Source organism: Paenibacillus sp. Marseille-Q9583, from assembly GCF_976954365.1.
On record NZ_CDRJTB010000020.1, the window covers coordinates 40,394 to 61,613 of the forward strand.

The window sequence follows — 21,220 nt, forward strand, 5'->3', positions numbered from 1 at the left end:
AGCGCAAAAGTCAACTGTACTTAGCAACTCAGTAAAGAGAAAGGACAGAATATCCCTGTGAAACAATGGAAATCATATTTTACTTTTGTACGGCCTTACATGAAATGGATTGTGTTTACGCTCTTTATAGGTATGATCAAGTTCAGCATCCCGTTGACACTGCCTATGATTCTGAAATACGTAGTCGATGATCTGCTGATGAACTCTGCCATGAGTGCCCAGGAGCGGGTATCGCAATTGATGCTCATCCTCGGAGGCGCTTTTGTTTTATTCGTAATTGTAAGGGGACCGGTGGAGTATTACCGGCAGTATTTTGCCCAGCTGATCACAAGTAAGATATTGTTCGATATGCGGAATAAGCTATACAGTCACTTACAGCGGTTGTCGCTGCGGTATTATCAGAATACAAAAGTGGGCGAAGCGATTTCAAGATTTATAAATGATGTGGAACAGACCAAAAATTTAGTAGAAGTCGGAATGATGAATGTATGGCTGGATTTATTTACGCTAGTGTTTGCGCTTGGTTTTATGTTTTATTTGAATCCAGTGCTGGCGCTAGTATCTATCGCTGTACTTCCGTTTTACGCCTTTGCGGTAAGTAAACTATATAAACGACTTAAGGTGTTAACGAAAGACCGTTCACAGGCTCTGGCTGGCATTCAAGGCTATCTTCATGAACGGATTCAAGGCATTTCGATCATCCGCAGCTTCACCATGGAAAAAGTGGATCAGAAGCAGTTCGAAGATATCAACGGTAACTTTCTCAAAAAAGCGATGGCTCAAACTCGTTGGAATGCAATTACCTTCGCAATAATTAACACACTAACGGATATTGCACCACTGCTAGTCATCGGATACGGTGGTTATCAAGTGATTCATGGTAATTTGACTGTGGGAACCTTTGTTGCTTTCTTCGGCTATCTGGACCGGATGTATGCGCCGCTGCGTCGATTGATTAATTCCTCGACAGTGCTCACGCAAGCCTCGGCTTCCCTTGAACGGGTGCTTGAGCTGCTGGAAGAGCCTTATGATATCGTGGATAAACCGGGAGCAAGACCTCTGACGAATGCACGTGGTGAAATTGATTTTCATAATGTTTGGTTCAAATACAATGAAGAGAATGATTGGGTACTGAAGGATATTAATTTAAATATCAAACCTGGTCAGACGGTCGCTTTTGTTGGAATGAGTGGTGGCGGGAAGTCCTCTCTCATAAGCTTGATCCCGCGATTCTATGACATAAGCAAAGGTAGTCTCCAGATGGATGGTCAGGATATACAGGGTTTGACGCAGGAGAGTTTGCGAAGAGCCGTTGGGATGGTGCTTCAAGATAATTTCTTATTTAGTGGGTCTGTACGAGATAATATCTTGTTCGGCAATCCTAATGCTACAGAGGAGCAAGTCCTCTCGGCGGCGAGAGCTGCCAATGCGCATGATTTTATTGAGCAGCTGCCGCTAGGCTATGATACAGAAGTGGGAGAACGTGGAGTGAAGCTGTCCGGTGGGCAAAAGCAACGGGTAGCCATAGCAAGGGTGTTTCTTAAAGACCCAAAGGTTCTTATATTAGACGAAGCTACGTCAGCACTGGATCTGGAATCAGAGCATTTAATTCAACAAGCGCTGCAATCCCTCTCATCGGAACGAACTACACTAATTGTTGCGCATAGACTGTCTACTATTACACATGCTGATCAGATCGTGGTACTTGAGAACGGTGAAATCACAGAACGTGGTACACATGAGGAACTAATGGGACTGGACGGAAGTTATGCGAGATTGTTTAACGTACAGCATTTGGATACATGATAAGATATAACATTATAATAAATTACTTAGGTGGTCTTCTCGGGAGAGAGGGCCATTTTTTTAAATCCATTTGAGTCTTTTTGAATATCACGTGCGTCTAAAAAATATAAGCAACATGAAAGGTAGTGAGAACTTGAATACAACAGAGCTGGAGGAAAAGGCGATAGCGGGTGATGAAGACAGCTTTACTGCATTGATAGACGGGATGCAAGAGCGTCTTTACCGTATGGCGTACTCCTATGTGAGGAATAAGGATGATGCGCTAGAGATTGTACAGGAGACCGTCTATAAAGCGTTCATCTCCATTCATAAACTGCAGCAACCTCAATATTTTAAAACTTGGCTCACAAAAATAGCCGTCAATTGTGCCTTGGACTTTATCCGAAAATCTAAAAAAATCGTGTATATGGAGAAAGATCCCGAAGGCAGCTACGCTTCAGAACCCATAGAGGATGTCATTGATCTCCAGGAGGCGCTAAGAGTCCTTGATAAAAGATCAAGAATGATCATTGTGATGAGGTATTTCGAAGACTTGCCCATAAAGGAAATTGCCGGGGTATTGGACATGCCAGAGAGTACAGTGAAAACCGTCATCTATCGGGGATTAGGGAAATTAAAAATTAATATGAAGGGGAGTGAGTACTTTGGATAATCAACTTGAACGTTTACAGAAAGCATACAACGATATTGAAATCCCCGAAGAACTATCACAAGCTTCTCGAAAAGGTATTGAAAGAGGAAAACGATATAAACAACAGAAAAGAGGAACAAAAATGAGCGGATTAAAATGGACAGGATCAGTTGCAGCAGCAGTTATCATTTCTTTTACAGTGGGTGTAAATACTGTACCCGCCTTCGCGGATAGTATGAATCAAGTGCCCGTTCTCGGTAAGCTGGTAAGTGTATTGAAATTTACGGATGGAAGTGCAGGCGGCGGCACGATTCAGGATGGAGTAGATGTCAATTTCATTTCGTTGAAACATCAGAAGAACAGTGATCAAATGATTTTAAACTTTGCAAATTCGGACAATACACAAGACCTTGCAAGCTCTTATAACGTAAAATTCACTGACAATCCTTATACAATGACCGTAACCGTGAGTGGGGCAAGGAACTTCTCAGCTGTTAAAGATCTTGAGACATTAAAAGAAAGCAAGTATGTTCAAGATGCTTATCCTTTAATTACATTGGATGACTCGATGATACGTTTCAATGTAACCTTCAAAGAGCCAGTTGCTTATGAAGTGAAGGAATATAAGGATCCGGCTCAGGTGGCGATTACATTGAAGGATAAGAAGGGTGACGTGGAAGAAGGAACTTCTATCTATTCACTTAGAACAATCTCAGAGCCTTCCGGTGAGAGTCAAGGCATGGCTGAAGAGATGTTATTCGGGTTAGAGAACGTGCGCGTATTAAAGGATCAGAAGGGATTATTCCTAGTGGAAGCTGGGTATTTCAATACAGAAGCAGAAGCTTTGGCCCAACTGAAAAAAATTCAAACAGAGCATGGGGTTAGTGATCTATTGTTTGTAGAAAAACGATCGTCTCAGGAGATTCCACAATCCATTTCTCAGGCTGAATAAAAATAAAATAGAGCAGCGATTCTCTCGATAGTGGAGAATCGCTGCTCTATTTTTGTGTTGAATGGTTGCTCCACCTTTTACATTTTGCCAATCAAGAGCGATAATATACCGGCTGCGATAAGCGGTCCTACAGGGACACCCTTGAACAATGCAACGCCAATCACTGTTCCGATCAGGAGACCCGCAACAACTGTGGGCTGGTTGGTCATAAGGATGGCTCCGCGCCCACCAAGGTAAGCGACGAGAATGCCGATCGCAATCGCTAGAAGAGACTTCCAGTGGAGGAAGGACTGACCGACCATCTGCAGCGATATTTTTCCGCTGGCCAAAGGCGTCATGACCCCGATCGTAAGAATGATAATCCCGATGGTTAAACCATATTTCTCAAGCCAAGGGAAGGTCTGCTGCAGGCCAAGAACTCTTAGCAGTAGTAGGACGACCATTGCTATTGTTACAGGGGAATTACTGCTTATAATACCGAGCGCAGCAAGACCAAGCAAAAGCAAAGAGGTCATGTCCATCTTAAACGTTCAACTCCTTATTGTGAGAACTGCGTTTCGCAAGAATGTGATCTGCGATAAGTTTACCATGCCCACGTCCTGTCTCAATAAATACTTCATTCGCATTGCGGCCTGAAGCGATTACTCCTGCAACATAAAGACCTGGAACATTACTTTCCATAGTTGAAGGATTAAAAGCTGGCTTATCCATATCGTCATCCATAACTACGCCGGCAGAAGTGAGAAGCACCCGGCTAGGCCGGAAGCCAGTTAAAGCAAGGACGAAATCATTATCTATGGATTTTTTGTCTCCATTATGACTCGTAACTATAACCGAACTAGCCGTAATTTCAGTAACACGTGATTCCAGATGTAGAGTGATTTTACCCTTTTGTACCATCCCTTCAAAGATTGGCCGAACCCAAGGCTTAATATTCGAGGAAATGCTCTCGCCACGATAGACCATATCGACTGTAGCTCCAACACGCATAAGCTCCAGTGCTGCATCTACGGCTGAATTACTGCCACCAATGACAGTAACTTTCATCCCTGTATATGGATGGGCTTCACCGAAATAGTGGGTAACTTTAGGAAGTTCTTCCCCTGGAATACCGATCATATTCGGTTGATCAAAATAACCTGTAGCGATAACGACATTTGCAGTGATACGTGTGTGATGCTCACCACGCATATTGGACGTATGTACAGCATAGGTTCCATCTTCCAAAGGCTCAATGGACGTCGCTTCTTCGTAAGCGGCGATATCTAGACCATACTGCTTCGCAGCCCGGCGGTAATAGACAAGAGCTTCATGGCGGTATGGTTTATCATTGGTCGAGGTGAAAGGAACGTCTCCGATTTCTAATAACTCAGCGGTACTAAAGAATTGCATATTTGTTGGATACAAATAAATGGAGTGTACGATAAAGCTTTTTTCAATAATGAGACTGGACAGTCCTTGGCGCTGGCATTCGATAGCTGCCGAGAGGCCGCAAGGACCTGCACCGATAATAATTACATCTTTCATACAGTGGGTTACCTCCTGATTGTTACTATCTTTTCTTTAAATCCTACCCTAAATTCATTCATTTTGCCATAAGCATAAGATTAAACACAATAACCATTGCAAGCATAATGTTGATTGTTATATAATTAGATATATATCTAATGTGTATCTAGTTTATGAAGGTGAAGGAGTGTGATTCCAATGCAGTTAGAAAAAATAGTGAACTATCATAAAGCTTTGGCTGACCCAACACGTCTTCGTTTATTGTTGCTTCTGTCACAAGGAGAAATGCACGGACAAGCGCTGGCTGAGAAATTGAATTTATCACAACCAACGGTAACTCATCATGCAGCGAAATTGCGTGAAGCAGCTCTAATAAAGGAACGGCGTGACAAAAATACAGTTTATTTTAAGTTGAATCCGGAATTCATTAGTAGTGGTGCTGAGGCTTCACTTCAGTTTATTTTTTCGAAAGGAGCGAGAAATATGGAAGAGAAATCACCTGAAAATAGTCTAAAGGAGTCTGTGTTGCGTAACTTTTTTTCGAAGGATGGTCGGCTTCGGCAAATCCCGGCACAATATAAGAAGAAACTGATCGCACTTCAGTACATGGTTGAGAAGCTAGAGCCAGGGGTAGTTTATAGTGAGAAGGAAATTAACGAGTTTATTAAGCAGTTCCATGAAGATTTTGCTACCATTCGGCGAGAATTTATTATGCATCAGTTTATGTATCGTGAGAATGATAAATATGAACTTAATCCCCAAGAAATTTGGATGCGTTGGGAAGATGTCAAATAATGATCATAAAGTTGTTAACATTTTGTGTCTGTTGGAAATATGCTGATTAAGAGGGAGGAATTCGAATATAATAGAATTGTAAGCGTTAACAAAGATAGTTTTTCGAAAGGAGACTTGTCTTATGTTTTTTAAACGCACAAAAAAACAACCCCAATCCGATCATATTACCGTTACCTTAACCCAAGTCAAGCAGGCGATCAGACAGTTTGAAGAAGATATGCCTGCGCTCATTAATAGAACAGCTTTAATCCTTGACGACAAAAGAATAGATTTGAGCAGACTAAAACGGTATTTAGGAGGAATTCCAGAGCAGAATTTCTATATGTCACGCGAGACCTATGAAGTTTTCGAGGAACAAGATAAGCTTGTTCCGTATTACCTTGATATGGTTCAGTCCGCTGTAGACAATTACATCAGTGATACAGGTCAGCTGCCACTTGTTGAAGATGCATGGTTACCTGAGGTCCATTATCGTTTGCTAGCCACAGAAAGTTATCTCAAAGAAACCCCTCCTTTCCCACTGTATATCACAGAAGAGGAAATGATGCTGACACATCGTGCGGAGCATTTTGAGTAAATGAATAAATCAAATATAAAGCCTATAAAGACTGTTCGGTAGAAGGGGAGACAGCTGTTCCTTTTTACAGAATGGTCTTTTCATTGTCTCCAAAGGCATAGTACAATAGATTTCTGTAAGTTAAATTTTATAATCAACAGCATATAAGGGGAATCGCTTGATGAAAGAAGTACAAGCTATATTATTTGATTTGGATAATACTTTAATGGATCGTGACCATACATTTCGCAGTTTTAGTACTCAGTTTGTTCAGGATTTTCTAGGACATTTGGAAGCTGAAGAAGCGCAGAAGGTAATAGAAGATATGATTCACAGAGATGCTGATGGTTACCGTGATAAGGACGGATTCTTCGAAGAACTAAGCGAGGTACTGCCTTGGGAAACACCAGTTACGGCTGAACATATTCGTGCGTATTATGATGCAAGTTATATCAATCATGGTGCTACGATGAAGGATGCTGTGGACGTTCTAAAGTACTGCAAAGAGCGCGGTTATATACTTGGTCTGGTTACCAACGGCAAAGTAGATATCCAGAACACCAAAATTGATACACTTGCCCTGCGAGAGTACTTCAAGGCTATTGTCATTTCTGGAGAAGTAGGAATTGCTAAGCCCGATCCTGAGATTTATCAACTTGCATTAGACAGATTGGGAGTTACTGCGGATCAGACATTGTTTATTGGAGATCACCCGGTGAATGATATCTGGGGTGCAGGGAAAGCAGGGCTACAAGGCATTTGGCTGCAAAGAAAACATACCTGGGACGAGCAATTGGATATACAACCTTGGAAGATAATCTGCGAGTTGAATGAGCTTAAGTCTATTTTGTAATTTTATCAAAATTTATAGTTGACATTATACGGCAGCGCCGTTTATGATAACAGCATCTTATTTCGGAAGGAGACGATGTTTTATGACAGTTTTAAATGTAATGAACTCAACTGTTGTGGATACGTGTCTTCCGGGAACAGCGGCTGCCGAATAAGTTATTCGTGCAGTTTAGCAGGTAAGCTCTATTACGCTTATTAGAGCCGCGGGAACCGTATTGGGTCCGGCGGCTTTTTTGCGTATATAGAATCGATAGGAATTGTAGTTAATTGTCTATTTCTCTATATATCGCACGGGAAAATGAACTTATCCTTGTCTTTAGGATGAGACATTTTTCTGATTATGTGTGCACTTTTTGTCCTTTTCGTCCTAGAAGAGTTCATGAAGTGTGACCGCCGCCGGAGTCTTAATTTCCAGCGGCTTTTTGTGTTCCCGGAAAACGCTAGCAGTACATGGTAAATAAAAACAAAAACTTAAACAGATCTTTAGGAGGATTCGAATGACTAACATACAGCAATATGGATGGAATGAAAATTGGAGTTTAAAATGGGATGATAAGTGGAAGGAGACGGAGGATAAACGGCTTGTACCCGGAAGAATTGTAGGCGATTTTGGCAGTAAGTATAGGGTGATGACTGATTTGGGAGAGACATGGGGGGAGCTATCAGGCAAGCTGAGACATACGTTTGTCGCTTCAGGTGATTTTCCAGCGATCGGCGACTGGGTGGCTCTTTCAATCCAAGATGGCGGCGAGCATGCGATTTTACATGGGATATTGCCTCGGCATAGTGTCATCTCACGCAAGGTAGCTGGTAACACACAAGAGGAGCAGATTGTTGCCTCGAATGTAGACACTTTATTTCTGGTCAGTGCTTTGAATGATGACTTTAATGTTCGGCGGATGGAGAGATACTTAATCATGGCTTGGAACAGCGGGGCCAATCCAGTCATTCTACTGACCAAAGCAGATCTTTGCCTAGATGCAGAGAGTAAAATTGCCGAAATGGAAAGCGCCGCTCCAGGTGTGCCAGTTCATGCGGTTAGTGCACTGCAAGATAATGGCCGTGAGAAGCTGCTGCCTTACATTGGGAGTGGACAGACAGTAGCTCTAACGGGCTCATCAGGCTGCGGCAAATCTACGATGGTCAACTGGTTATGTGGAAAGAATCTTCAGCTTACACAGGATGTAAGGGAAGGCGATAGCCGTGGACGTCATACTACTACCCACCGTGAACTGTTTATTATGCCGGACGGAGGGATCATAGTAGACACACCAGGGATGCGTGAGCTGCAGCTGTGGGAAGATGAAGGTGGATTAGACCTGGCGTTCAGTGATATTAGCAGCTTAGCTGCTGCATGTCGGTTTAGTAACTGTAAACATGAACGTGAGGAGGGCTGTGCGGTACTTGAAGCGGTTCATAACGGTGAGCTTGAAGAGAAGAGACTGCTGAACTACCGAAAGACACAGCGGGAACTGCTGTACCAAAGCACCAAAGAGGTGAAGCTCAAGAGAAAAACCACAGCTTCTTCTAAAGTTCATTCGACAAGGACTAGAGGGTACGGTTGGCGTAAAGAACTTGATGAGTATTAGAAAATCTTTATAGACAGCGACGGAGCCAAGAGTAGTGTTCCAATAGGCTAGATAGTTAAAAAAAGGGTAACCCTGAGCTCAGGGTCACCCTTTTTATTAAATTCTCTTATAGCTTGTATTAGAACGATGCTGCAGTTTCCTTAGCCAATTGTAATCCGTTCTCAATGATTTCAGCGGATTGTGCAGGAAGTTGGTTGTGACCTTCGATGATTACTTGAGTAATATCTTTGATACCCCAAAGGTTAAGGTTACCAACGATGAAGTTTACAGCCATTTCAGCACTTGCTGCAGGACCTTCGGAATAAATGCCACCTCTAGCGTTCAGTACGATTGCTTTTTTACCTGTCAAAAGACCAACTGGACCTTCAGCAGTGTAAGAGAATGTTTTGCCAGCTTGGCAAAGGTAATCGACATAAGTATGCAATACAGCTGGTACAGTCATGTTCCACAGTGGGAAACCGAATACTACTTTATCAGCAGCGATAAACTGTTCCAGATATTTATTAACTACAGCAGCACCTGCTGCTTCTTCAGCTGTTAGTTCGTAACCTTGAGCAGCTTTGTACATACCAGTGATCAGGGTATTGTCGTAGTAAGGAAGTTGCTCTGCGAACAAATCAAGTTCAGTGATTTCATCTTCTGGATTGTTAAGTTTGTAGTTCTCCAAAAATTCATTGTAAAGCTTAACACTTACGGATTGTTCTGCTGGACGGTTGTTTGCTTTGATAAATAAAACATTAGACATTATGATTGCTCCCTTTAATGTGTGTATTTAATATTAACTATAAATAATATAGCATGTATTTTTTTGTTTGTAAATTATTTTTTTGTAATTGTTTTTGGGGGGGGATGAGTATTTTATAAAGGAAGAAGAGTTTGAACAATAGAAATCCCGGTTAATAAACTTACAAGGAAACAGGAAAATATTCCCTATATCCACAAGGATCTGAATGAATTAAAAGGAGCGATGGACATGTCCATTGATCGGTTTATCATTAAGAAATTGGATAGCTGTCACGAAGAGCATACACGCCAAAATTTAGTGAGACTCTTTAAACTTCGAATACAGAAAGCTGAAAAAGCAGAGAATAAGAACTATAAGATTAGTTGAAATTGCCTCATACTCCTGTAATCATTCATTACTAAAGCTTCAAAACTTAAAAACAGCAAGTCTCTTTCAGAGACTTGCTGTTTTGTCTGCCAAAGGATAAAGAAAATTTACAAAAAAACTACCCCTCTATTAATAGAGGGATAGCGCCAATGAATCATTCTCACTATAACTGTGCAATATAGCCTCAGAGCCTTTAATTTCGATACTAATTAATGAATTCAGGCATTTCTGGATAGCATTCTTGCCCTTTTGAATTTTGAGCTCCAACGTACTGTTAAGTAATCTAAGTACTTTTTGAGTGGGCTGTTTATTTTCTGTTGTGAAATACACAGGTACAAGTTTGTTCTGAAATGTGATGAGCATTCTCATTTTGAAGACACCTCGCTAAAAGTATTTCATGTTAATGATAATACCCTTTGTTTCTTAATTTTACCTTAAAATTAGCTTATGATAACATAAAGATTGTTAGATTAATATACATATATATGAAATACAGGAAGGATACAATGATGTGAATGACAATGGATTGGCCGATTTAACGCATTTTTTATTTCCAGATGAAGTAATGGGGCAAGCAGTTCTGGATCAGTTACATACAGGTTTAAACGCAGAACGGATCTGTAGATTGAAATATAAAGAGAAGGAGGAAATGAAGGATCTGTGTCTGCAAATACATAAAGACCGGATATTAGTAATCTGCAATAGTAACCCCGAAACCCTGGCCTATGAATTAAAGGATGAAAGTGAAACGGAGAGCTTTTGTCTTCAGCTGTTCGAATGTGAGAACATGAAGGAGCTCTTTAATCACGGGATTCCGGCATTACTAATGTCAAAAAGAAAATTTGAGGAGCTGAATAAAAGCTCATGCTCATCCACCCTGCAAATGCTCTCAGATTGTTTAGCAGCAGAGACAGGGGATGATGTACATTCCATCCAACTAGCACGGGTGATGAAGTGCTTCATGGCGGAAGGAGAATTACGACTCTGCACGTCCAGTGACAGTGGATGGAGCTTCCAGAAAGCACGCTTCTTAGGCGATCATTCCAGTGGCTGGTTGTTACGAATGAGCAGTGATCCATCCAAAGACTGGCTTATAGCCCTCCCGATTACAAAAGCTCAATTATGTGGGTCAGTAACAAATTGGGTGTTACATTCTACCGCATTTCTCACTCCACAATAGCAGTTGAATAAGGAGGGAGGGTAAGTTGATCTGAATTCAAGATCGATTTGACAGCAATCGTCTTTAGGATCTTGGAGTAAGAGAAACCCTCGACATTGGGTTGTAGTACAATGGCTTGTTCTTCGCCAGTAAGGTTATGAACGACGAGCACCTGATCCTGTGTTGTTAGTCGTTCGTAAGCCATAACCCCGGGATTGCCAGAAGCATAGTCACGGATTCCGCCATCCCGGAGCGCAGGAATCTCATTTCTTAGCGCAATAAGCTCGCGATATCTTTCTAGCATTGAACCGCTGTCATTCAGCTGGCTCTCAACATCAACGTTTATCGCACCCGCATTATTACGTCCGGCCTCCCAAGTAGTCTGCCCCTCTCCTTGATCGGCTGCACTCCATCTCATAGGCTCTCGAAGTCCTTCATCTGGCTTCACACCGAGCATTCCAATTTCTTCACCATAATAGATAAAAGGATTCCCAGGCAAAGTTAACAGTAGGGCTGCTGCCATTTTTGCATGATTCGGGTTATTGTCTAATTGACTCATAACTCTGTTTTGATCATGATTCGTCAAGAAAGTAGCATCGGTAAATTGGTTATCGGATATTTTGGAATACAATTTATAGGTTCGTTCCAGCGTAAAGGCCGTCCCGCTGTCTTTTTCAGTTTTTACAGAGTTCACCAGTGTTTCTGCTAAGCCAAAGTTAAAGCTTGAGTTAAAAGCTTGATCTAAATAAGCTCCGACAGTGACAGCAGAATTCTCCCAGACCTCGCCAACTATATATGCCTCTGGATTTACTTCATTCATAGCCTTGCGGAACTCCTGCCACCAGGATACATTTTTAGCGGTAGTAGCTTCACTTTTATCACTCAAAAGATCTTCGTAGATATGCTTCGCAGCATCTAGTCGGAAGCCGTCCACACCTTGCTCCAGCCAAAACTTTCCGATGTCCTTCATTTCAGTACGAACCTTTACATTTTCGAAATTCAGATCAGGCATGCCTTCCCAAAATCCGCCCAGATAATGACTGCCGAGTATAGAATGCCACGCATTGCCACCGCCAGCAGCGCTGGCTCCATTTGCGGGACGACCTTGATCTTCAGCCCAGACGTACCAATCGCGATATTTGCTGTCACTGTTTTTAGCCGAGTCTACGAACCATGGGTGTTCTTTGGAGGTATGATTCACAACCAAATCCATAATTATTTTTATTCCTCGTTTATGCGCTTCTTTAATTAGCTCCTGCATATCCTCCATCGTCCCATAATCAGGATTAATCGCACGATAATCGGTCACATCATATCCATGATAGCTTGGTGATGGGTTGATGGGCATGAGCCAAATCCCGCCAATCCCCAAATCAGTCGTGGTTTCAGGATTCCCATCATTTAAGTAATCCAGCTTTTGGGTGATCCCTTTTAGATCTCCAATGCCATCGCCGTCTGAATCATAGAAGGAACGAACAAATAATTCATAATAAACGGCGGAAGGTTGTTCATCCGTCTTATTTATCACTTTTGCAGCTTGAGGTGTAGCGGCGCTCTGAATGGAGTCTGCTTTAGGGGAGGGCGTGGCAATGGATGTTTTGTTGCTTTGATTACCAGAACAACCGGACAGCAGTAATGTGGTTAGGCTGATGCCCACCAGAGAGCATATTGTGATTTTTTTAGTTTTGAATGTAGCACCTTTATACATATGTAATAACTCCTTCTATTGCAAATTTTCTGATTTCAAGAAATGGAAAGCGCTTTATTTCCTATAGTACTCGAATGTATCCCCTTTGGTAAAACGTTTGCACAGATACAAAAACAGCGAATTAATCGATATTTAACCATTATTTCAATAAAAGTCGCTAGTATCATGGTTATTCTTGGATTTTCCTAGGTTATTGGAGGTTTTAACCTTTTAGTAGGCATCTGCATATGCTTTAAGCAAGGGCGAAGGACCCGGTAAGAAAGGAGAATGAAGAATGAAGATTAGGAAAAAGCTGTCATTGTCGCTCATGATCATTACTTTATGCTTTTCAGTGCTTGCCGGTTGCGGCGGAAAGTCAGAGTTGGTAAAGGTGAAGATTGGTGAGGTCACCCGTTCTGTCTTTTATGCACCCGAATATGTTGCCTTATCACAAAATTTCTTTAAAGACGAAGGACTTGACGTAGAACTACAGACGATCCCCGGTGGAGATAAAACCATGACTGCACTCCTCTCAGGTGCCATCGATGTTGCATTGGTAGGTTCTGAGACCTCCATTTATGTGTATCAACAGGGTTCAGATGATCCGGTCATTAATTTTGCACAGCTGACTCAGAGGGATGGAACGTTCCTGTTTGCCCGTAAAGCTGACGGAGCGTTTAACTGGGATAAAGTGAAGGGTTCTACCTTCCTGGGGCAAAGAAAAGGCGGAATGCCACAAATGGCAGGTGCGTTTACTTTATCTAAAAAAGGAATAGATCCTACCAAAGACATTACCTTGATCCAAAATATTGACTTTGCTAATATTGCCGGTGCTTTTGCTTCAGGGACAGGCGATTATGTGCAGCTGTTTGAACCACAGGCTTCAATCTTTGAACGTGAGAACCGAGGGGCAGTAGTGGCTTCGTTTGGTGTGGAAAGCGGCTATTTACCGTACACCGTGTTTATGTCTAAGAACAGCTATATTAGTAAAAATGGAGACACGGTACAGAAGTTCACAAATGCGATCCAGCGTGCTCAGCTTTGGGTGAAGGAACATAGTCCTGAAGAAATTGCGGATGCGATAATGATTTATTTTGATAAGACAGATAAAGATATCGTGGTTTCTGCAGTCAAACGTTATAAGGAACAGGATACCTATGCAGCTAATCCAATTATAGATCAAGAAGAATGGAACAATTTGCTTGATGTCATTGATAATGCTGGTGAGCTTAAAGAACGCGTTCCCGCTGACAAAATAGTGAATAACAGTTTTGCTGAGAAAGCTGAGAAGAGCATAAAGAGCAGCACTTCAAAATAAGAGAGAACCAAAGACCCTAAATAAGATGTGTAAATTGAAGGAGGGGCTGACAATGCTTCCAGTAGTGCAATTAAAGGGAGTAACGCATGCCTATCTTGGCGACCGTGAAGCTTCACTGGCCGTTGAGGACCTGAACCTTAATATCGAGCAAGGAGAGTTCGTTAGCTTAGTTGGACCAAGTGGTTGCGGTAAGACGACTCTCCTATCGATTATTGCAGGACTGCTGCAGCCATCTCAAGGCGAAGTGTTCGTAAATGGAGAGCCCATTATGGGACCCTCACCAAAGGTTGGGTATATGCTGCAGCAGGATTATCTTTTTCCTTGGCGGAGTATTCTGGACAATGCCATTCTCGGACTAGAGCTGACTGGAAACTTGAACGAGGAGAGCAGAAAGCGGACGTTGGAGCTACTACGAGAGATGGGCTTAGAGGGCAAAGAGCACGCCTTTCCTACTCAGTTATCAGGTGGGATGCGGCAGAGAGTAGCTCTGGTACGCACCTTGGCAACGAATCCTGGACTCCTTCTACTAGACGAGCCGTTCTCGGCACTTGATTACCAGATCAAATTACAGCTGGAAGATTTGGTCTCTGAGACCTTACACAGCAGGGGGACAACTGCAATATTAGTTACTCATGATCTATCTGAGGCCATTGCGGTAAGCAGCAGTGTTATTCTTCTACAACGAAATCCAGGGAAGATCCGAAAAGTATTTTCAGTGCCAGAGCAAATCCGGTCAGCACCTCCGCTATTTGCACGTGATCAGCCAGGTTTTTCGGAGCTTTTTCATGAAATATGGAAAGAGATGGAGATTGCAGGGAGGGAAAGCTAATGAAGCATACGGAGCAATCGGGGTTATTAGCTTCCCGTGAACAGTGGCTACAACAATTGCATGGCGATTATAAAAAAACTAAGCACCGCTGGCGCAATCAGGTGATTGTTGTAAGGAGCAGTCTGTTACTGCTGTTTTTTGTACTCTGGGAAGCTGGCGCAAGAATGGGCTGGATTGATGAGCTATTATTCAGCTATCCAACAAAAATCTTCCGGCAGATCTGGGGAGATATGGTCAGTGGAAGCTTGTGGCCGCATCTGGGGATGACGGTAGGTGAGACTGCGGTAGGCTTTGTACTAGGAACGCTATTAGGGACACTACTTGCTGTGATCATTTGGTGGTCTCCTTTTTTATCAGCAGTGCTTGATCCGTATATGGTCGTATTTAACAGTATGCCGAAGGTGGCGCTGGGGCCAATTTTTATCGTCATGTTCGGAGCCGGATTCACTGCTATCGTTGTTACTACTTTATCTATAACGGTGATTATAACGACGCTTGTTGTGTACAATAGTTTTTGCAGTGTGGATCCGAATCTAGTTAAGGTGGTTCGTTCCTTCGGAGCTTCCAGAGTTCAGGTGTTCTTTAAAGTAATTCTTCCAGCCTCGTTCGGGGCGGTGGTCTCCACCTTAAAGGTGAATGTGGGGATGTCATGGGTAGGGGTTATCGTAGGGGAGTTCCTGGTCGCTAAATCGGGTCTGGGTTATCTGATTATTTATGGTTTCCAGGTCTTTAATTTCACGCTAGTGATGTCCAGTCTTTTGATTATCGCGGCCGTGGCTACAGCAATGTATCAATTAGTGGTATATCTTGAGAAGCGATTGTTATCCCGGCGATGAACCTTATGTAATATTGTGTCCGTACACAAAATCTTGTAACATGTCTATATCTTTACCTATTTATTGGGTTAGTGCTTGTAAGGAGAGATAAGGCTATGGGATTTCGTGTGATAAAAACAGCAGCAGCTACGTTATTATCGGTACTAGTTGCGTCTGCAGTGGGTATACCTAATGCGCAGAGTGCAGGCTTGCTGGCAATTTTGGGTGTAGAGGTTACTTTGAAAAGGAGTTTCCGAACGATAACGGCTCGTTTTTTAGCCTCGCTCGTGGGACTCTTTTTTGGCTGCATCCTATTCTGGCTTCTAGGGTTCCATTACTGGGTGCTCGGGCTGTATGTACTCGTAGGCTTTCCGATGATTGTAAAGTCTGGCTACAAAGAAGGAATTGTCACCAGCTCGGTTATCGTGTTTCGTGTGTTTGGACAAGCTGAACTATCGCTCCATGTCCTATTGCAGCAAATAGAGCTCCTGGCTATTGGGCTTGGTTCAGCAGGGCTGGTAAACTTGATTTACATGCCTCAGACTGGTGGGGTCATTTATGGGATCCGTAAGGAAGTGGATCGCTATTTTTCCGTTATTTTTACCCAGATGGCCCGAACGCTTCGAGATCCTGCGTATATTTGGGACGGCAAAGAATTAATTGACGCAGATAATACAGTGCAGCGGGGATTAACGGCAGCTACCCGTGAGATGGAGAATCATGTTATTCATCCTGATGAAGCATGGAATGTTTATTTCTACATGCGGAAGGAGCAACTGGAATCGATTCAAAGTATGATGCAGCTGCTTTCTCAAGTGTACCGCCATTTACCGCATGGGGAGATGGTTGCTGAGTTATTTGACCAGCTTAGCGGGGATGTGCTTGCGGAAGAATATACTGGACGAACTGAACATTTACTGGACGAGCTAACAAGAGAATTTGAAGAAATGGATCTGCCAGAGACACGTGAGGAATTTGAAGTGCGCTCAGCTATTCTTCAGTTATGCAGGGAACTGGCACTTTATTTAAAGATCGCTAAGCGGCATAAAATCCCGGTCAGTTACAAGCCGGAGAAACGTTTGAAGATTCGAAATAAGGCTTAAATTGAGGCTTTAATAAACTGAAGTATTAACTATCTCTGTCAAAATCACGATAAGATATGTATGAGCTAAAAGTTGATCACAGGATATGATTAACGATTTTATGGTGAGTTCAAATAATAGCAGGAAGTTCGGTAGTCGAATTTTCCGCATTGGCAGGTGAGGCGTATGGACAAAGTTATGGAATCATTTATAGGAAAACAGCTTATAGCTAATCTTTTTAATGACAAAGGAGTATTTGTTTTACCCGCATTGACTTTATTAAGTGCTGAGCATATACGATTAATCAATCAACATAAGATCACCCTAGAGTCTCATGACGTCGTACAGCTGGATAGCGCGGAATTTTTCCAACTTGCAATCGATGATTGCACAGCTGCGATAGAAAATATTTTTGAACAGCTTCGTCATAACAAAAACAAACGAATTCCTATGCTTGAAGTTAGAAATGAAGTCATTCCGTTTATTCAGCAGGTAAGCGAAAAAAATGACTTCTACGGCGTATTGGCTGCATTGCAGTCCAAGGATGATTATACATACAGACATAATGTAGCGGTTGGTATTTTATCTACATTGCTAGGTAAATGGCTAAAATTAAAGCCTGAGGATTTGAGTATGCTGACGATCGCAGCGACCCTTCATGATATCGGAAAAATGAGGATTCCGGATGAATTATTAACCAGGCCGGGCCCGTTGACCGCTGAGGAGTATCAGCTTATGAAAAAGCATACGACCTATGGATACGAGATGATCCGGGACACTATCGGAACCAATCATTTGCAAGCGCTCGTCGCCCTGCAGCATCATGAAAGAATGGACGGCAGTGGTTATCCATTCGGCGTACTTGGGAATCGGATCACTGATTTCAGTAAAATTGTTGCAGTTGCAGACGTGTTCCATGCGATGACATCCGACCGGTTTTATCGTAAAGCTTCACCTCTTTATGAAGTATTGCTGCAGATGGAGGAAAGCGTATTTGGCAAGCTTGACCCTTATATTTGTAGAGTCTTTATTAATAAGTTAATGCAGTCAATGATAGGGAATGAAGTGGAATTGACAGATGGACGGACAGGGAAAATCATAATGATTCTTGCTACGGATCCACTGCGTCCCCTCGTGAATATTGATGACGATTTTATTGACCTTAGCAAACATAGATCGATTGGTATTATGCGCGTAATCCCGCAATAGCGGGCTTTATAAGGTTTTTTTAACGTTCAGAATGGATATGTATCAGGCTGGACCATTTTCATAATCTACTCATATCTATACAAATTTTGAAATAAAATGAACTATAAGTCTTCTGATAAGACCCTCTGGAGGGCTTACTCAAATTTATTTATAGACTAACAATCAACAAATGCCTAGAACCTGCATACACTTGATAGTGAATGATTGTATGGAGGAGGTTTAAAGATGTCATTAAGCCATAAACGTCAAACAAGGGAGATCATTACGAAGGCAATTTGCGGCAAAGGTCGTAAGTTCTCTACAGCAACCCATACCGTGACTCCGCCACATCACCCGACTAGTATTCTGGGGGCTTGGATTATCAACCACCAGTACGAAGCGGTTGCCGCCGGGAACGGAATCGAAGTAATTGGTACTTACGATGTAAACATCTGGTACTCGTACGACAAGAACAAGCAGACCGAGGTAGCTAAAGAAACGGTCTCCTATGTGGAGCTCATTCCGCTTTCGTACCTGGACACGAGACACCGCACTTCTACCGTTGAGGTCTCTGCGGAGGCAACGCAGGAACCCAACTGTGTAGAAGCGGGCGTATCGCCAGGCGGAGGCAGTGTGACACTTCGCGTAGAGCGCGAATTCGAAGTGGAGTTGGTGGCTGAGACCAAAGTCCGTGTGTATGTCACTGAGCAAAGCGATGATCCAGAAGACAAGGATTATGATTTTGAAGGTGATAGCTTCGATTACGATGATCTAGACCCTGACAATCTGGATGATGAACTGTAAGGAAGGATACGCCGCCGCTAACTGAGTACTGATGGGTTATGGTCCATTATATGTAGGGAGGGCGGCGGCGTAGAGGGCGAATGCCCTCCTTTTTTTTATTTATTTTTAGAATTAAAAATGGAATCAGAGTGGATGAAGAACAGCTTGGTTCGTATGAATAGGCAAAAAATGCTGCTGCAGGGCTTTCAATCTTGGGCTGCGATGGATGGAGGGGCAGGAGAATGAATGAGGGGTTCAAGGTGTATTCGGGATTGTCATCAGCACAGAGAGAGTCCAGATTATTTCGGAGCGGGATTGAAGCGACGCTCACTTCGTCTAGTAAGCAGGAACTGTTGCGAATGAAGGGCTCAGAAGCATCTCTGCGGAGAAACCAGACCTCTGGTGAAAGAAATCGGATAGAAGATACATATGATACTCTGCCTTCCGATAAGGCCCATAAACAGTGCTATAACATACTCGTGTATAATTTGAGCGTTCTGCAGATCACTCCACTAGGAGCAGGCCCAGGTATGCGCGCAGCCTCCGATTTGCTAGCCGGGGCTGTGCGAATGGATAGAGTCGATAGCAGCGAATCAATGGGGGCTGCACCAGGAGTATGGCGTGGAGTAATGAAATTACTTCAGCGTATTGCTGTTCGGACTTTGTACAGCTTGGGGCTGGAGAGCGGTGAAGTCCTGCTGAGGGCAATGGGGAACCGGAGATATGTCGTGGAGAGAGTCACTCCACTACTACAGAGTTCCGGCAAATCATTGCCAGAGCCTTATCGTTCCGCAGCATTAGCGCTGGAACGGAGCCTTGCTCTGGAGCAGCCAGGCCGCAGCGGCCTGCTCATGGGCATGGACCCGGAGTTTATCATCCTCCGAGAGTCCACGGGCCGCGTCGTGCCTGCGTCGCGGTACCTGCCCACGGATGGCGTCGCAGGCTGCGACGCCGGACCTCCGGGAACGCGCGGCGCGTTCCCGGTCGCCGAGCTGCGCCCCCAGCCGCGCGGGGAACCACGCGCGCTGCTGGCGCAGCTGATGTCCGCCGCGGCTACGGCGGACCGGCTCATCGCCGACCGCACGCTGCGCTGGCGGGCGGGAGGCATGCCGCTGACGGGCTGGGCCCTCGGCGGCCATTTGCACTTCAGCGGCGTGACGCTGACGGCGCCGCTCTTGCGCGCGCTCGACAACTATCTCGCGCTGCCGATGCTTTTGCTTGAGGACGTCCGCGCGGGAGCGCGTCGTCCTCGTTACGGCGTGCTCGGCGATTTCCGGATTCAGCCGCATGGCGGCTTTGAGTACCGGACTTTGCCGAGCTTCCTGGTATCCCCGGTCATCGCTAAAGGCGCGGTCTATCTGGCTCACCTAATCGTGAGCCATTATGAAGACCTGACGCTGCGCCCGCTCGACCGGGAAGACCTGCATATCGCCTACTACGAGGGCGATAAATCCCCGCTGCGCGACGCAGTCCCCCCTCTGCTGGCGCAGCTACGCTCTCTAGGCGGCTACGAGAAGGCCGCCCAATACATAGAGCCTTTATTTCAGTATATCGCCTCTGAACGAACGTGGGATGAATCTCGCGATATCCGTGAACTGTGGTGCAGCAAAGTTAAAGCTTGAGCTTATATTTCAAAATATTAGAAAGTATTAGTTTTTCACATATCCCTTATATCTATATTTCTCGCATAAACGCTTACCGTCCTACTAAGGACGCCGAAGGCGTATATGCTTGTCTACATGTACATGATGCTCCAAGAGCCGATATCATGAAATCCAAGCCGTTTGTATATGACCCCGGCATGAGGGTTGTCATAAAAGAGGCATAAAGATTTCCCTTCAGAGAGTAAGTCTGTGCATAGCTGTGCAACTACGCTTGTAGCTAATCCTTGCTCTCTGAATGCTTGATGAGTGGCAACCCCTACGATCATAGCTGACATGGAATTTTCCGCTGATGTTGAGGCCGTTGTAATCACCTGATCTTCACGTTTCATATAATACGTACGGCCAGTGCCAGTCGCCAATGTTTTACGTAAGCTAGTTCTCGATCCATCCCGACTGCTTTCAAACTCTTCTATTGTATCCGTAAGCGAACAAATCGCTTCCACATCCTGGATGGTTGCTTTATTAATGTTATCAACGGAAGAAGAGGACTGTTTAATTTTGGTATTCATTTCTTTTAGCTCAGCAAAGTACAATTGCTTTTCTTGTTTAAAGTTAATTACTCCGTCAAAGGCTTTTACCACATCGGTTACACCGGAAATCATATGAATATCGTTATCTTGTCGCATGATTGTAGCGAATCCTTCCACATCAAACGGCCCATCCGCGTAAGGAAGATAGCTTCTATAGAAACGTAATAGAACGGCTTTTATAAGGCCGTCAGATGGATCTATCTCTCCCCACAATGCCATAAAATCCTGTTCAAACCCGAAATTCTCTACATCTCCAATGATGAACAAATTAAGAGCAGGCTCTTTCTGTAGCAACGCCATTAGAAGTTCCCGATCATCCTCCGTAAGTCTTCGTATCATTTGATATTCTCCTTTTATTTTCTTA

General features: G+C 43.6%; 21 protein-coding genes. 15 read left to right on the top strand and 6 right to left on the bottom strand.

The window, feature by feature from the left end; all coding sequences use genetic code 11:
- The first annotated feature begins 57 nt into the window (after positions 1-57).
- The 3 genes from ACWNM1_RS11920 to ACWNM1_RS11930 all read left to right on the top strand — a co-directional run bounded on the left by ACWNM1_RS11920 (position 58) and on the right by ACWNM1_RS11930 (position 3,389).
- On the top strand, positions 58-1,806 hold the full coding sequence (locus ACWNM1_RS11920) for an ABC transporter ATP-binding protein (RefSeq protein WP_449601087.1): 1,749 nt from the start codon (positions 58-60) through the stop codon (positions 1,804-1,806).
- Positions 1,807-1,939: 133 nt separating this feature from the next.
- Positions 1,940-2,458, top strand: coding sequence for a sigma-70 family RNA polymerase sigma factor (locus ACWNM1_RS11925; RefSeq protein ID WP_042194048.1), 519 nt, complete (start codon positions 1,940-1,942; stop codon positions 2,456-2,458).
- A complete protein-coding gene (locus ACWNM1_RS11930) occupies positions 2,451-3,389 on the top strand; it encodes a DUF4179 domain-containing protein (protein ID WP_449601088.1) in 939 nt (312 codons plus the stop codon). Before ACWNM1_RS11925 ends, ACWNM1_RS11930 begins: the two co-directional genes overlap by 8 nt.
- A 77-nt stretch (positions 3,390-3,466) precedes the next feature.
- Here the strand turns inward: ACWNM1_RS11930 and ACWNM1_RS11935 are convergent, their stop codons facing one another.
- Both ACWNM1_RS11935 and ACWNM1_RS11940 read right to left on the bottom strand, forming a co-directional pair.
- Positions 3,467-3,910 carry a DUF441 domain-containing protein gene (locus ACWNM1_RS11935; RefSeq protein WP_042188929.1) on the bottom strand — a complete coding sequence of 148 codons (444 nt, stop codon included), beginning with the start codon at positions 3,908-3,910 and terminating at the stop codon, positions 3,467-3,469.
- 1 nt (position 3,911) lies between these two features.
- Positions 3,912-4,916, bottom strand: coding sequence for a YpdA family putative bacillithiol disulfide reductase (locus ACWNM1_RS11940; RefSeq protein WP_449601089.1), 1,005 nt, complete (start codon positions 4,914-4,916; stop codon positions 3,912-3,914).
- Between the two features lie 180 nt (positions 4,917-5,096).
- Here ACWNM1_RS11940 and ACWNM1_RS11945 point away from each other — a divergent pair, with 180 nt between their 5' ends.
- The 4 genes from ACWNM1_RS11945 to rsgA all read left to right on the top strand — a co-directional run bounded on the left by ACWNM1_RS11945 (position 5,097) and on the right by rsgA (position 8,690).
- Complete coding sequence (locus ACWNM1_RS11945) at positions 5,097-5,693, top strand: DUF2087 domain-containing protein (RefSeq protein ID WP_449601090.1); 597 nt, start codon at positions 5,097-5,099, stop codon at positions 5,691-5,693.
- Positions 5,694-5,814: 121 nt separating this feature from the next.
- Complete coding sequence (locus ACWNM1_RS11950) at positions 5,815-6,270, top strand: DUF3939 domain-containing protein (RefSeq protein WP_076283499.1); 456 nt, start codon at positions 5,815-5,817, stop codon at positions 6,268-6,270.
- Positions 6,271-6,430: 160 nt separating this feature from the next.
- On the top strand, positions 6,431-7,102 hold the full coding sequence (locus tag ACWNM1_RS11955; protein ID WP_449601091.1) for an HAD family hydrolase: 672 nt from the start codon (positions 6,431-6,433) through the stop codon (positions 7,100-7,102).
- Between the two features lie 496 nt (positions 7,103-7,598).
- Complete coding sequence (rsgA, locus tag ACWNM1_RS11960) at positions 7,599-8,690, top strand: ribosome small subunit-dependent GTPase A (RefSeq protein ID WP_449601092.1); 1,092 nt, start codon at positions 7,599-7,601, stop codon at positions 8,688-8,690.
- 118 nt (positions 8,691-8,808) lie between these two features.
- On the opposite strand, the gene ACWNM1_RS11965 is transcribed toward rsgA, so the two are convergent.
- Complete coding sequence (locus ACWNM1_RS11965; protein ID WP_042188917.1) at positions 8,809-9,435, bottom strand: FMN-dependent NADH-azoreductase; 627 nt, start codon at positions 9,433-9,435, stop codon at positions 8,809-8,811.
- Positions 9,436-9,930: 495 nt separating this feature from the next.
- Complete coding sequence (locus tag ACWNM1_RS11970) at positions 9,931-10,170, bottom strand: hypothetical protein (protein WP_042128392.1); 240 nt, start codon at positions 10,168-10,170, stop codon at positions 9,931-9,933.
- A 142-nt stretch (positions 10,171-10,312) separates the two neighbouring features.
- Between ACWNM1_RS11970 and ACWNM1_RS11975 the strand changes: the two genes are divergently transcribed.
- Positions 10,313-10,981 carry a hypothetical protein gene (locus ACWNM1_RS11975; protein WP_449601093.1) on the top strand — a complete coding sequence of 223 codons (669 nt, stop codon included), beginning with the start codon at positions 10,313-10,315 and terminating at the stop codon, positions 10,979-10,981.
- Here ACWNM1_RS11975 and ACWNM1_RS11980 read toward each other — a convergent pair.
- Positions 10,968-12,668 (bottom strand): alpha-amylase family glycosyl hydrolase, encoded by a 1,701-nt coding sequence (locus ACWNM1_RS11980; protein WP_449601094.1) that lies wholly within the window; start codon positions 12,666-12,668, stop codon positions 10,968-10,970. The genes ACWNM1_RS11975 and ACWNM1_RS11980 overlap by 14 nt on opposite strands.
- Positions 12,669-12,942: 274 nt before the next feature.
- Here ACWNM1_RS11980 and ACWNM1_RS11985 point away from each other — a divergent pair, with 274 nt between their 5' ends.
- The 7 genes from ACWNM1_RS11985 to ACWNM1_RS12015 all read left to right on the top strand — a co-directional run bounded on the left by ACWNM1_RS11985 (position 12,943) and on the right by ACWNM1_RS12015 (position 20,284).
- Entirely contained in the window at positions 12,943-13,965 is a 1,023-nt protein-coding gene (locus tag ACWNM1_RS11985; protein WP_449601095.1) for an ABC transporter substrate-binding protein, read from the top strand.
- 52 nt (positions 13,966-14,017) lie between these two features.
- Positions 14,018-14,794, top strand: coding sequence for an ABC transporter ATP-binding protein (locus ACWNM1_RS11990; RefSeq protein ID WP_449601096.1), 777 nt, complete (start codon positions 14,018-14,020; stop codon positions 14,792-14,794).
- Positions 14,794-15,630 (top strand): ABC transporter permease, encoded by an 837-nt coding sequence (locus ACWNM1_RS11995; protein WP_341145561.1) that lies wholly within the window; start codon positions 14,794-14,796, stop codon positions 15,628-15,630. Before ACWNM1_RS11990 ends, ACWNM1_RS11995 begins: the two co-directional genes overlap by 1 nt.
- A gap of 95 nt (positions 15,631-15,725) precedes the next feature.
- A complete protein-coding gene (locus ACWNM1_RS12000; RefSeq protein WP_042188904.1) occupies positions 15,726-16,712 on the top strand; it encodes an aromatic acid exporter family protein in 987 nt (328 codons plus the stop codon).
- Positions 16,713-16,877: 165 nt separating this feature from the next.
- Positions 16,878-17,900, top strand: a complete 1,023-nt coding sequence (locus ACWNM1_RS12005) for an HD-GYP domain-containing protein (RefSeq protein ID WP_449601097.1) — start codon at positions 16,878-16,880, stop codon at positions 17,898-17,900.
- 225 nt (positions 17,901-18,125) lie between these two features.
- On the top strand, positions 18,126-18,683 hold the full coding sequence (locus tag ACWNM1_RS12010; RefSeq protein ID WP_036687755.1) for an outer spore coat protein CotE: 558 nt from the start codon (positions 18,126-18,128) through the stop codon (positions 18,681-18,683).
- A 608-nt stretch (positions 18,684-19,291) separates the two neighbouring features.
- Complete coding sequence (locus ACWNM1_RS12015; RefSeq protein WP_449601098.1) at positions 19,292-20,284, top strand: putative amidoligase domain-containing protein; 993 nt, start codon at positions 19,292-19,294, stop codon at positions 20,282-20,284.
- A gap of 113 nt (positions 20,285-20,397) precedes the next feature.
- On the opposite strand, the gene ACWNM1_RS12020 is transcribed toward ACWNM1_RS12015, so the two are convergent.
- Complete coding sequence (locus ACWNM1_RS12020; protein WP_449601099.1) at positions 20,398-21,195, bottom strand: GNAT family N-acetyltransferase; 798 nt, start codon at positions 21,193-21,195, stop codon at positions 20,398-20,400.
- Positions 21,196-21,220: the final 25 nt, after the last annotated feature.

Coding starts and splice junctions, on each gene's coding strand:
- ACWNM1_RS11955 (WP_449601091.1), top strand. CDS start 6,431: ATGAAAGAAGTACAAGCTATATTATTTGATTTGGATAATACTTTAATG.
- ACWNM1_RS11985 (WP_449601095.1), top strand. CDS start 12,943: ATGAAGATTAGGAAAAAGCTGTCATTGTCGCTCATGATCATTACTTTA.
- ACWNM1_RS11980 (WP_449601094.1), bottom strand. CDS start 12,668: ATGTATAAAGGTGCTACATTCAAAACTAAAAAAATCACAATATGCTCT.
- ACWNM1_RS11970 (WP_042128392.1), bottom strand. CDS start 10,170: ATGAGAATGCTCATCACATTTCAGAACAAACTTGTACCTGTGTATTTC.
- ACWNM1_RS11990 (WP_449601096.1), top strand. CDS start 14,018: ATGCTTCCAGTAGTGCAATTAAAGGGAGTAACGCATGCCTATCTTGGC.
- ACWNM1_RS11950 (WP_076283499.1), top strand. CDS start 5,815: ATGTTTTTTAAACGCACAAAAAAACAACCCCAATCCGATCATATTACC.
- ACWNM1_RS12010 (WP_036687755.1), top strand. CDS start 18,126: ATGTCATTAAGCCATAAACGTCAAACAAGGGAGATCATTACGAAGGCA.
- rsgA (WP_449601092.1), top strand. CDS start 7,599: ATGACTAACATACAGCAATATGGATGGAATGAAAATTGGAGTTTAAAA.
- ACWNM1_RS12005 (WP_449601097.1), top strand. CDS start 16,878: ATGGACAAAGTTATGGAATCATTTATAGGAAAACAGCTTATAGCTAAT.
- ACWNM1_RS12000 (WP_042188904.1), top strand. CDS start 15,726: ATGGGATTTCGTGTGATAAAAACAGCAGCAGCTACGTTATTATCGGTA.
- ACWNM1_RS11935 (WP_042188929.1), bottom strand. CDS start 3,910: ATGGACATGACCTCTTTGCTTTTGCTTGGTCTTGCTGCGCTCGGTATT.
- ACWNM1_RS11965 (WP_042188917.1), bottom strand. CDS start 9,435: ATGTCTAATGTTTTATTTATCAAAGCAAACAACCGTCCAGCAGAACAA.
- ACWNM1_RS12020 (WP_449601099.1), bottom strand. CDS start 21,195: ATGATACGAAGACTTACGGAGGATGATCGGGAACTTCTAATGGCGTTG.
- ACWNM1_RS11995 (WP_341145561.1), top strand. CDS start 14,794: ATGAAGCATACGGAGCAATCGGGGTTATTAGCTTCCCGTGAACAGTGG.
- ACWNM1_RS11940 (WP_449601089.1), bottom strand. CDS start 4,916: ATGAAAGATGTAATTATTATCGGTGCAGGTCCTTGCGGCCTCTCGGCA.
- ACWNM1_RS11945 (WP_449601090.1), top strand. CDS start 5,097: ATGCAGTTAGAAAAAATAGTGAACTATCATAAAGCTTTGGCTGACCCA.
- ACWNM1_RS12015 (WP_449601098.1), top strand. CDS start 19,292: ATGAAATTACTTCAGCGTATTGCTGTTCGGACTTTGTACAGCTTGGGG.